The organism is Virgibacillus sp. LDC-1 (assembly GCF_030137545.1).
Lineage (GTDB): Bacteria > Bacillota > Bacilli > Bacillales > Amphibacillaceae > LDC-1.
The window spans coordinates 1-11077 of record NZ_JARUVL010000029.1 but is presented as its reverse complement, the minus strand read 5'-3'; the positions used below and the strand labels follow the sequence as shown (position 1 = coordinate 11077).

At 34.6% G+C, this 11077-nt stretch carries 12 protein-coding genes; 10 read left to right on the top strand and 2 right to left on the bottom strand.

Annotation, left to right across the window (positions count from 1 at the left end):
- Positions 1 to 62: 62 nt before the first annotated feature.
- Together QBK89_RS14790 and QBK89_RS14785 are read right to left on the bottom strand one after the other, a co-directional pair.
- A complete protein-coding gene (locus QBK89_RS14790; RefSeq protein ID WP_284141799.1) occupies positions 63 to 722 on the bottom strand; it encodes a hypothetical protein in 660 nt (219 codons plus the stop codon).
- Positions 723 to 920: 198 nt separating this feature from the next.
- Positions 921 to 1316, bottom strand: a complete 396-nt coding sequence (locus QBK89_RS14785) for a MarR family winged helix-turn-helix transcriptional regulator (RefSeq protein ID WP_284141798.1) — start codon at positions 1314 to 1316, stop codon at positions 921 to 923.
- 577 nt (positions 1317 to 1893) lie between these two features.
- Between QBK89_RS14785 and QBK89_RS14780 the strand changes: the two genes are divergently transcribed.
- From QBK89_RS14780 to QBK89_RS14735, 10 genes are all read left to right on the top strand, one after another.
- Entirely contained in the window at positions 1894 to 3867 is a 1974-nt protein-coding gene (locus tag QBK89_RS14780; protein WP_284141797.1) for a BglG family transcription antiterminator, read from the top strand.
- A gap of 15 nt (positions 3868 to 3882) precedes the next feature.
- Positions 3883 to 4341, top strand: a complete 459-nt coding sequence (locus QBK89_RS14775; protein ID WP_284141796.1) for a PTS sugar transporter subunit IIA — start codon at positions 3883 to 3885, stop codon at positions 4339 to 4341.
- Between the two features lie 15 nt (positions 4342 to 4356).
- The gene (locus QBK89_RS14770; protein ID WP_284141795.1) at positions 4357 to 5703 is read left to right on the top strand and encodes a PTS galactitol transporter subunit IIC; all 1347 of its coding nucleotides are present in this window, start codon (positions 4357 to 4359) and stop codon (positions 5701 to 5703) included.
- Between the two features lie 2 nt (positions 5704 to 5705).
- Positions 5706 to 5987, top strand: coding sequence for a PTS sugar transporter subunit IIB (locus QBK89_RS14765; protein ID WP_284141794.1), 282 nt, complete (start codon positions 5706 to 5708; stop codon positions 5985 to 5987).
- A gap of 69 nt (positions 5988 to 6056) precedes the next feature.
- On the top strand, positions 6057 to 6902 hold the full coding sequence (locus QBK89_RS14760) for a class II fructose-bisphosphate aldolase (protein ID WP_284141793.1): 846 nt from the start codon (positions 6057 to 6059) through the stop codon (positions 6900 to 6902).
- A 5-nt stretch (positions 6903 to 6907) separates the two neighbouring features.
- Positions 6908 to 7597: a triose-phosphate isomerase gene (locus QBK89_RS14755; protein ID WP_284141792.1), complete on the top strand. Its 690-nt coding sequence runs from the start codon at positions 6908 to 6910 to the stop codon at positions 7595 to 7597.
- 16 nt (positions 7598 to 7613) lie between these two features.
- On the top strand, positions 7614 to 8126 hold the full coding sequence (locus tag QBK89_RS14750; protein ID WP_284141791.1) for a YjbQ family protein: 513 nt from the start codon (positions 7614 to 7616) through the stop codon (positions 8124 to 8126).
- A gap of 387 nt (positions 8127 to 8513) precedes the next feature.
- Complete coding sequence (locus tag QBK89_RS14745) at positions 8514 to 9395, top strand: DNA/RNA non-specific endonuclease (protein WP_284141790.1); 882 nt, start codon at positions 8514 to 8516, stop codon at positions 9393 to 9395.
- Positions 9396 to 9954: 559 nt separating this feature from the next.
- Entirely contained in the window at positions 9955 to 10614 is a 660-nt protein-coding gene (locus QBK89_RS14740; RefSeq protein ID WP_284141789.1) for a VC0807 family protein, read from the top strand.
- 65 nt (positions 10615 to 10679) lie between these two features.
- Positions 10680 to 10838: an NUDIX hydrolase gene (locus QBK89_RS14735; protein WP_481937842.1), complete on the top strand. Its 159-nt coding sequence runs from the start codon at positions 10680 to 10682 to the stop codon at positions 10836 to 10838.
- Positions 10839 to 11077 lie beyond the last annotated feature (239 nt).

The window sequence follows — 11077 nt, the reverse complement described above, 5'->3', positions numbered from 1 at the left end:
GACAGAAAGGACAGGGATTATTAATAAATAAAAAAAACTGTAAATAGCTTTTATATTGATCATTATCCTTCCCTCCTTATAATATGTTGAACTTTAGAGTTTGACGAGACTGTGTAATTTTTTGTATATGAAAGTGTTTTTATATTGCAACCTTCTCCAACTACCACCGTTTCACCTTCAACAACTTCTGCATCTGTATAAGAGAGTCGTAGATTTTCACCTTTTATATAATTGCAAATTAGTTTTTTCCGTAACAATGGAAATGTTACCTTTCCTTTCTCTACAAAAATTTCATCAGCAATAAGGCGTTCTATAACACTTTTACCTGATAATTTTAGTTGAAATTTCTTTGAATTAATTTCCTTTGCTTGAACAATACCAATTAGATTCATTTTTTCTGACTGAATAATCTGTTCTACAGTGAGATTCCCTGTGCTGATTAGATTTGTTGTTTCCCCGCTATTAATTTTTAAATTCCCTTTATTTATTATTTCTTTAATAGAACAATGTTCTTTTAAAACGCATGAACCTGAGTTTTTAAAGCTGTCTGCTTTAACATCAAAATGAAATGAACTATGTCCATGAGTTGAAATTTTTTTAGTATGTATTTCTTGATGGAAAGAAACAGAGCCACGTATATTATAGGATTCATAATCTGTTGTAAGGTCTTTAATTGTGCCATTTGTAAGGGTTATGCTATTGAGAGTTTTTTTATCTTTCATATTCTACACCACCTATTTTAATTTATATATATTTTAGTTATTAAAATATATATAAATTAAAACATAATCCATGTCTTTTTGGCAAGTGATATTTTATGAAAGTGAAATTTAACGAAGATTAACAGGTGAAATAGGAGACCAAAAGCAGGGTGTTAAAGTACGTAGATAATAAAAAAAAAATTTCACGATGGTGAAATTCTATACAATACTATTCATTAGCTTATTGATGTCCTTTAGCACTTTTGCAATAGTAGTTAATTTTTCTTGTGGAAATTTCATGAATATTTCGTGGACCTTGTCCTCTCCACCATTTGTTAAAACTATTTTCACAATCCTGCGATCCTCACTTTTTCTTTCACGTTTGACTAAGTTTAGCTTTTCCAGCTTATCGCACATGGATGTAACGGCTCCAGGAGTCACACTGAAAAAGTCAGCAATTTCAGTTGCTTTCATTCCACCATTGATTTCTAGCTGGAGAAGAAGAATTAGTTGGTTTTGGGAGAGAGACTCTCCTTCAGAAAGTATGTTTACAAATTTTTTAGATTTCTGTTGTAGTTGAAGCATCTCACTCATTATTAATTTTACATGATTCATTTGTTTGTTTCCTGACATATTATCACAGCCTATTAAGATATTTATTAATTATAATATATAGTAAGTATATTATTAAAAGCTGTTTCAGCCAATAGAATTGATTGCAGGTCAGATCCTTAAAAATGCAGTTTGGCGTACTTTACATATATAACAAGGCTTTACCATATCTATACGGAGAATCGTCCGTACCATGAGGGAGCAGCGGCTTGTATTTTGTTACACTGTCGCACGCGCATTTTCGCCTGTTAAAAGGAACATTAAAACGATATACGACTTTTCCATACAGATCATGGTAAGTAGATGAACAATAGATACCTCTGGCATTCAGCGTTCTCTTTTAAACTCCCGAAAAGCTCGTTGGATTTGAAGTATAGCAAACAAATCTAAAAGTAACATCATTATATGTGAAATTATTCACTATAAAGCTTTAATTAATAGATCCAATCTTATGTTGGTTATATTTGCAAAAATACAATAAAGCGCTTTCTTCCACATTAATGTGGAAGAAAGATGTCATGGCTGTAAAAGAAAGCGTTTACTATAATTAAGTTGTAGAAAGATAAAGGAGAAATTGATCATGAATAAAACTGATTCTAGGCGATTTAATCTTTATAAGTTATTAATGGAAGAATTAGATTACCGGCCGGCTAATTTTTTTAGTACTAGATTATCCGTTTCTACTAAAACAATCTACGATGACGTAGAATACCTAAATCGATTAATGGATAATGTGGCTTATATTGATAAAATTCCTAGAAAAGGTTTGATTCTAAAAGGAACTGAAGCTGCGATTAGGAATGCAGAGAGAAAGATTATGCAACTCATTTCTCCATGTTATTTATCTTTCTCGCCTGAAGAGAGGCAAAGAGAAATCGTCAAGCGGTTGTTTTTAAAGAAAGAATATATGACCTATGAGCAATTGTCAGAAGAATATGTTGTAAGTGTAAGTTCAATAAGAAAAGATATGGACGAAATACAAGCGTTCTTTCGAGGAAAACCTGTTTATTTAGTATCCGATCACTTTGGTACACGAATTGAAGGAGAAGAAAAAGCGATTCAACATGTGTTAAAACAATATATTTTTTCTCTATTAGAACATGGTGCCATGATTGATTCTTCAAACCGCATGGATGTTATTGAAGAATTAGCTGATCAATTGTTCTTACCAGAAATTAAAGCATTTGTTCATGAGGTATATGGAGGTATCTTGGCAAGAGCAGGGAGGCCTTTAAGCGACTATTATAAAGAATCACTCTACATTAGTCTCCTTATATACGTGCAAAGGATATCTATCGGCTGTTACGTAACAAAGAAAAAAGAAATATTTATGAAGAATATGATGTATATGGAATCATACTTAATTGCTGTTGAGATAGCCGAAGCAATCCATCACCAACTAGGTTTGATTCTAGAAAAGAATGATATTGAGTTTTTAAGTGGTTTGTTATTTGCACATGACATAAAGCCTGTTCCTGATATAAGAAAAGTGAGTTCTGAAAACATTGCAACAATAAAGCAACTCATTTGGAAGATGAGCCAAATGTTGCAAATTGATTTATCTACGGATACACACTTGTTCGACGTGCTTACTGCTCATGTGCCCACAATGATATACAGATTGAAGTTAGGAATCACATTAACTAACCCGCTACTAGATAGTATTAAAAGACAATATAGTATTCTATTTAATATTGTCTGGTATTTGATGAATGATGTAGAGGAGACGTATGATATTCAATTAAATGATCATGACATATCATTTTTAACGATTCATTTTCAGGTTGCGATTGAGAAACAGATTCCAACACAAAAGATTTTGATTGTGTGTGAACAAGCTTTAGCAACCTCTGAGTTAATTTTTAACAAAATTAAACATGCTTTACCTGCAACGAGTATCATAGAAACTATTTCATTATCTGAGTTTTATGCAAATGATTTAGATGAAGTTGATCTGATTATTTCTTCTGTACGTATAGAAGATAGCTCGAAATCGGTGATATATGTATCTCCTTTAGTAACGGAAGTAGAGATGAGGCAGATAAAAGAGAAATATGAGGACATTAGTCAAGATAAGTCTGTATTGAAGGCTAAAATGATGCTTAAGGAAAATCAAATATCCAAATTTTTAAATTCAGATTTTATTTTTTTACACAAAGACTTTAAAAATAAAGATCAGGTTTTAGACTTCTTTGCAAATGAAGCATATACACGCGGATTAGTTACAAAAGCTTTTAAACAATCTTTATATGAAAGAGAAGTGATGGGAGAAACAAGTTTATATACTGGTGTCGCTATACCACACGCATCATCACATACATTAAAGGCTTCATTTATTTCTTTGATTACATTGAATCAAAAAATTCAATGGGGAAGCAATAAAGTGAATTTAATCATCTTTGTTGCGGTTACAGAAAAGGATATAACAGAAATTAAGGATGTGTTTGCAGCATTATACGCACTAGTTGAGAAAAAAGAAAATGTATCTCAATTGGTCGAAATGACTGATACCAGTAAATTACTTGAATATATGAATAAAAAAACGTGTGTATAGATTGGAGTTATCGACATGTTATTTGATAAAGAAATTATTTTATTACAAAAAGAGAATGTGAGTGTAAAAGAAGAAGCACTTGAAGAATTAGCACAACATTTTAAAGATAATGGATTAGTCACGGATGAATTCATTCCTGGTGTTTTAAATCGCGAGAAGAAATTTCCTACAGGATTGTATGTGAATGATGTGGGTATAGCAATTCCTCATACTGATAGTGATAAAGTACGATCGTCTCAAATCGGCTTTATGTCATTAAAGCATCCTGTTGACTTCCGAGCAATGGATGGCTCATCAGAGGTCATTCCTGTTCGACTGATTTTTATGTTGGGATTAAAAGAAGCGCATGAGCAACTAGAAATCTTACAAAAACTGATGGGATTAATACAAAAAAAATCGGTTCTAGATGAATTACTTAATTGTTCTAATAAAGCGGACTATTTAAGCGTTATTAAGAGTGAAAAACTAATATAGCGGGAGGTATCGTTTATGTTAAACGCATTACAGTGGTTTGTAGATTTAGGTGCGACAGTAGTCCTGCCTATCCTAATATTTGTATTCGGTGTAACGTTGGGGGCAAAGCCAGGAAAAGCATTTATTTCGGGCTTGAAAGTAGGTATCGGATTTGTCGGACTTAATCTAGTCATCGGGTTACTGGGAAACTCTTTGGGACCTGCTGCTCAAACGATGGTAGAAAGATTTGGTCTAACCCTAACAACAATTGACGTTGGTTGGCCAGCTGCCGCAGCTATTTCATATGGCACGATTTTAGGCAGTCTATCAATTCCTGTTGGAATCGTTATTAATATTGTATTGTTAGTTTTCGGATTGACAAAAACCTTAAACGTGGATATATGGAACTTTTGGCATGCTGCTTTTATAGCTTCTCTCGTATATGTATTAACTGGAAACTTTGCTTTAGGTTTATTTACGACAGCAGTGTATTTTGCGATGATTATCTTATTAGGTGACATTATTGGGCCGATTATTAACAAGTTCTATGGCTTCCCTAATATTACATTCCCACATGGTACATCAGCACCTGGATTTATCTTTGCTGTACCTATGAATTGGATTTTTGATCGTATTCCTGGATTTAATAAATTAGAAGCGGATCCAGAAACGATTCAAAAGAAATTCGGCATTTTTGGAGATACCACTGTTATGGGGCTCCTTATCGGTCTAGTAATTGGTGTCTTGGCTGGTTATGATGTAGGCGGTGTAGGTGAACTAGGAGTGTCAACGGCAGCTGTTATGATCTTAATGCCTAGAATGGTATCGTTACTAATGGAAGGGCTTACACCTATTTCTGAGTCTGCAACAGAGTTTGTTAGAAAAAGATTCCCAGGTAGAGAGCTTTATATAGGTATGGACTCTGCTTTATCTGTCGGACATCCGGCTGTTTTATCGTCATCATTATTACTTGTGCCAATTACTATTGCCTTAGCAATTTTACTTCCGGGTAATAGCACGCTTCCATTCGGTGATTTAGCAACCATTCCGTTTGTCGTTGCTTTGATGGCTGCAGTGTTTGGCGGAAACATTATTCGAACTGTGGTTGGTGGAGCTATTTATATGGCAACGATTCTGTACGTTACATCATGGGTAGCACCATTAGTTACTAAGTCAGCCATCGCAGCTAATTTTGATATGGCTGGTAATACGAGTATCACAGCTATGGCTGAAGGTGGGCTATGGACAACACTAATGTATATCCTTGCGTCTGACTATTTAAGTTGGGTTGGTATCGGGATCATCGGTATTGTGACGATAGCTGGCTTGTATTACGTGAATAAAGTTAAACCAAGACGCTCAAATATGGAAGGAGACGATTAATTATGAAAAAGTTACTGATTATGTGTGGTACGGGTGTTGCAACATCCACAGTGGTTACAGGTAAAATTAAAGAATGGTTGCAACAAAAAGGTCTAGATAAGAACGTGACCCTTTACCAATCAAAAGTAGCAGATGAAATGAATAAAATTGATGATTATCATGCGATTATTACAACAACGGTAGTGCCAGATAAAATTAAAGATAAAGTGATTAACGGTGTGCCATTATTAACTGGTATAGGTGCCGATCAAGTTTATGAAGAATTAGAGCGTCAGTTAAGTTAATAAAGATAGGATCGAAATAAAGCCTCAATCTTTATTTCGATTCTATTTTATAGTCGGAGGGAAATGGAAATGTTAGTGAGTTCAAGAGAATTATTTCAAATCGCTCAAAAAAACAGTTTTGCCATTCCAGCAGCAAATTTTGTTGATGCATTAACAGCTAAAGTTTATACAGAGACAGCAGAATCGTGTGGATTACCACTTATTCTAGCATATGCCCAATCACATGAAGCTTATTTAAGTATTGAAGAGGCTGCATGGATAGGAAAATACTACGCTGAAAAAGTAAATGTACCAGTCGTTCTACATCTGGATCATGGTAGTGACTTTCAGTTTATAAAACGAGGAATTGATTTAGGCTTTAGCTCGGTTATGTTCGATGGCTCTTCATTACCATTTAAGCTGAATGTGCAAAATACTAGAGAAGTGGTTGATTATGCTCATACAAAGGGCGTTGTGGTTGAGGGAGAAATCGGGCACGTCGGATCGAATGAGATTTCGTATGAAGGAGAGAGTAATGACCGTTCATATGACACGACATTAGAAGATGCTATTAATTTTGTGAAAGAAACAAATGTCGACTCTCTAGCCATCTCGATTGGAACCGCCCACGGTAAATATGCAGGCGAACCAAGTATTAATTTTGACAGGCTGCATGAGATTTCAAGTCATGTAACTGTTCCACTAGTTTTACATGGTGGCAGTTCATCAGGTGATCAAAAATTGAACCGTTGTGCAACGGAGGGTATGAGTAAGATTAATATTTTTACTGATTTTATCGTATCAGCACACAAGAAAGCGAAAGAACCGTCTCAAGATTATTTTGAATTGATAAACCAGCTCGAAGAAGGTCTTAAACAAGTGTTAGTGCACTACTATAAGGTGTTTGAAACGCAGCCAGTTCAATTGAAAGGATGATACGAATGAAGCATTCAACAAAAAGTAACCCTTTTTTTATGATTAACCCTAAATCCTATTTAACAGGTAAAGAGATCTTAAAGTTAGCAATTGCGGCAGATAGGTTAGCAGGTCAAGTTGATTTTGATGTATATTTCACTGCGCAATATGTAGATTTAAGACTATTGGCTGATCAAACAGAGAACTTGATTATAACTGCACAACATATGGATGGGATTGACTTAGGGCGTGGGATGGGTTTTGTGACAGCAGACGCACTAAAAGAAGCTGGTGTCACAGCAACAATGATTAACCACGCAGAGCATTCGCTCACTTTAAATGAGGTAGTTCAATCAGTTGAAAAAGCAAAGGAAAAGGGAATAACATCTATTGTTTGTGCGGATTCTGTTAAAGAGGCAAAAGCTGTGGCTATGTTAAATCCTGATATTATTTTATGTGAACCAACAGAATTAATTGGAACCGGACAAACAAGTGATGATCAATATATTCAGAAAACAAATCAAGAAATACGAGCCATTTCAACGGATGTCTTAGTCATGCAAGCGGCCGGAATTTCAACACCTGAAGACGTTTATCGGACCATCGCTGCAGGTGCAGATGGTACAGGTTGCACCAGTGGCATTGTTTTAGCAGATGACCCAATTAACATGATAGAAAATATGTTGAAAGCAGTAAAAGAAGCACACAATAATTAAAGGAAGTAGGTATAATATGTCCACTTATTATGATCAACTCATTCTTACATCAAATGGTACGCGTGTTACCTATCATAATATTACAGAGCAAGTTAAAGAAATCATTGAGAAAAGCAACATAAAGAATGGTATATGTGTTGTGTCTTCCCCACATACAACGTGTTCTGTCGTATTTGAAGAATATGTCCATGATACAGATTTTAATGGAGATGAGTATATCCAAGTTGATTTGAATAGAATTCTAAATAAACTCATTCCACGACAATTAACTGAATCAGACTACCTATACCCAGGTAAAGAGCATGTAGCATTTCTTCATTCATTAAACGATCCAGATTATCCAACAGATGAAGCAACAATACTGAATGCAGACGCCCATATGCGTGCGACACTGTTTGGTGCAAGTGAAACCTTTGTCTTAAAAGATCACGAACTATTAATAGGTTCAGTTGGGTATATTTATTTTATCGATTGGGATCAAAACAGAGTACGTGATAGAAAATGCAACATAATGATTGTAGGAGATTAATAACATAAAAATAATACAATGATACTAAATTAGTTGATTGTTATTAATAGTATTAAAAAATTTAGTAAAAAAGGATTTCAACTATCTTTTATGATGATGGTTGGAACCTTTTTTGTTAGGTTGGTTATGAGAGACTGATAAAAAACACATGTGCGAATTCGAGGTCTATTCATGCTCAAGCCATTGTCAGTTCAGCGTTCCCTCAATTTCCTTTTAATTGTATTTATTTTGAATACTTACCTAATATTAACTATGAAGTAGTTATGGTAACGGGACATGATAATTTAATAAGATATTAGTCTTTTATGGTAAGATTAGACTTAGATTTAGTTTTAGTTGGCGTTTTTTAGAATAAACAGCATGAAACTGCAACAGGGGAGAATACAGATGAAAAAGAAAATGAACTATTTTATCTTACTTTTAACAATCATTATTATGGTTGGTTGTACTAATGTAAAAGATGGATCTATTGTAAATGAAGAAACTACAGATAATCTAACTAAGGATATCGAAGTAGAGGAAACAGTAACGCCATCAAAAGAGGAACTGTTCGAAGGATATGAACTTATTGAAGTTGACGGTGGTGATTTATCTGGTTATCGTGAATCAAAAGTCGTCGTTGACATTGGCTTTGGGGAGCGTGAGTATTGGGCATTCACTAACGAATACGGGCAACTGGTGCGAGTCATTGCTGATGAAATTATTCTGCAAGATGACAGTAACGAACCTGTATTATCGTCTGGTAGATACTATTCTGATGAGGCAAAGGTTCCTGGTGTCGAAAGTGACATTTTAGATGAGGGACATATCATTGCTGATTCTCTTGGAGGGGTGTCGAACGCTTATAATATCACGCCTCAAGAAAGCACACTCAACCGACACGGGGATCAAGCGTACATGGAAAAAAGCATCCGTGATGCAGGTGGAGCAACTAATTTTGAAGCGATTATTACATATCCGAATACGAAAACACAGATACCTTCAAGTTATCAATATACTTATACGTTAATGGGTAACGAGATCGTTGATACATTTGACAATGTGAATCCTGATGAAGTAAACGAATCGCTTGGTTTAACAGATAATAATCCTTCCAGTTCAACGAGTTCAAACACGAGTGGTGATATATCTAGTGTTGATACAAACGGTAATGGACAGGTGACGATTAAAGAAGCAAAAGAAGCAGGTTTTAGTATGCCAATAACGAGTGATCATTGGTTATATCAATATATGGACGATCGTGATGGCGACGGTATGGTAGGTGAGTGAATTCTTAGAAATATCGACTACGGAAAGTAGTAAGTAAGGAATAAAATAAGTTTATAACAGGTCTATTGAGGGCGATAATATTGTCATCCTCGATAGCCCTTTTTATTTTATATGATTAATTAAATCATGGCGGTTCATATAGTTTCCAAAGACTTTTTTCACAGAGACTACCATTATTTACGAGAAAAGTGTTAGTACCACTTTAGTTAAATAGTAACTATGTTAAGATTACTATGAATAATCTAGGAGGTATTATATGCTTGGTGATGTAAAATAATAATTGGTCCCTGAGTTATACAAATGAAAAGAAGTACTACGTAAGTTAAATTAGTTGTAGTTTTTTTGTAGATTATCGCGATGCATATATGAACGTTCATATAAAAAGTGAAATACCTTAACAACCCCATTCAACTAAATAATCCTATCCCGATGTTACAATAAGGGGACTAATTTCGGTTAATCAATTCTGAAAATTCATAAAGTATTTGTTGCAATAAACTCTTAAGCTAATCAAGAAAGTTCCGCTAAAATATCATTTTGTGGTGGGGGAGTTGGTGGCATGAATAAAAGACTTATGATTTTAGATTTAATTTGTTATGGAGCTATACCCTTTTTAATTTGGAATTATGGGAGAGAGCCACTAGGTGACGACTACATAGCTATTCTTTTATCAACTGTTCCCGGATTCGTATACACTGTTTATCGATTTATTAAAGAAAAACAGCTCAACATCCTCGGACTTACTATTATTACTTCACTGTTATTAAGTACCATCATCAATTTATTATCTACATCCGCAATTAATATGCTTTGGAATCAGGTCTACTTAGGTTTCGCAGAGGGAATAGTTTTTCTTCTATCCACAGTGATAAAAAAACCTTTGGCACTATATTTTGCTGTTGATTTGGCATATTTGCAAGGTCATCCACGCAAGTACAGTCGAGCGCTATATAAGGCGAAAGGTTTATTTATTTGGTTCCAATTGCTTAATCTGCTGTTTACTTTACGATACGTAGCTACTAATTCATTAAAGGCATTTTTGGTGCAATCTTATGGTGCAGAAGGCTACGGTAAAGTAATTATCTACATGAATATTTGTAGTTGGATATTTAATGGCTTGCTGTTTTTAGGGTTTATTATCGTTAGCAATAAGATTGCACAATACATAAACCAATCTGAGAATAAAACGCAGGATTTCCCAGTAAGTACGGATGTTTAGCATTTCCAATACAATTGTGGTAATGTTTTTTGTCACCTTTACCAATCGAAATGGGGGACCAATCTATGATACGAAATGCAGTAGGGGCAATTATATTTCAGGGAACTGATTTTCTATTGGTACATAAAGTTAAAATAAGTTCTCTATCAAGTGGGAATGAAGATATCAAAGGTGAATGGAATTTTCCAAAGGGTGGAGTGGAAAGAGAGGATAATAGCCTATAGGATGCTATATTAAGAGAACTTGAAGATTATTTTAAAAAGGTTCGGTTGTTAGTTTTGAAGGGGGAGTGGGATTAAGATATTCCCCATTATAAAATATGATGAAGAGGAACCGAGGGGAGTGTAAACTGAACTGTGTAAGTAGGAGAGCGTACGGCTCTTGCTTCGCAGTTCAGTTTTTTTATTGTAAGATAAAAATATAGCGATTGGGAGGTTATTCTATTGACCAAGTCAAAGCGAGA

What these genes read in the sequence shown, in the direction of transcription:
- QBK89_RS14735 (WP_481937842.1), top strand. Translation starts at nt 10,680, where the DNA reads ATGATACGAAATGCAGTAGGGGCAATTATATTTCAGGGAACTGATTTT.
- QBK89_RS14790 (WP_284141799.1), bottom strand. Translation starts at nt 722, where the DNA reads ATGAAAGATAAAAAAACTCTCAATAGCATAACCCTTACAAATGGCACA.
- QBK89_RS14745 (WP_284141790.1), top strand. Translation starts at nt 8,514, where the DNA reads ATGAAAAAGAAAATGAACTATTTTATCTTACTTTTAACAATCATTATT.
- QBK89_RS14755 (WP_284141792.1), top strand. Translation starts at nt 6,908, where the DNA reads ATGAAGCATTCAACAAAAAGTAACCCTTTTTTTATGATTAACCCTAAA.
- QBK89_RS14765 (WP_284141794.1), top strand. Translation starts at nt 5,706, where the DNA reads ATGAAAAAGTTACTGATTATGTGTGGTACGGGTGTTGCAACATCCACA.
- QBK89_RS14775 (WP_284141796.1), top strand. Translation starts at nt 3,883, where the DNA reads ATGTTATTTGATAAAGAAATTATTTTATTACAAAAAGAGAATGTGAGT.
- QBK89_RS14780 (WP_284141797.1), top strand. Translation starts at nt 1,894, where the DNA reads ATGAATAAAACTGATTCTAGGCGATTTAATCTTTATAAGTTATTAATG.
- QBK89_RS14750 (WP_284141791.1), top strand. Translation starts at nt 7,614, where the DNA reads ATGTCCACTTATTATGATCAACTCATTCTTACATCAAATGGTACGCGT.
- QBK89_RS14760 (WP_284141793.1), top strand. Translation starts at nt 6,057, where the DNA reads ATGTTAGTGAGTTCAAGAGAATTATTTCAAATCGCTCAAAAAAACAGT.
- QBK89_RS14770 (WP_284141795.1), top strand. Translation starts at nt 4,357, where the DNA reads ATGTTAAACGCATTACAGTGGTTTGTAGATTTAGGTGCGACAGTAGTC.
- QBK89_RS14785 (WP_284141798.1), bottom strand. Translation starts at nt 1,316, where the DNA reads ATGAATCATGTAAAATTAATAATGAGTGAGATGCTTCAACTACAACAG.
- QBK89_RS14740 (WP_284141789.1), top strand. Translation starts at nt 9,955, where the DNA reads ATGAATAAAAGACTTATGATTTTAGATTTAATTTGTTATGGAGCTATA.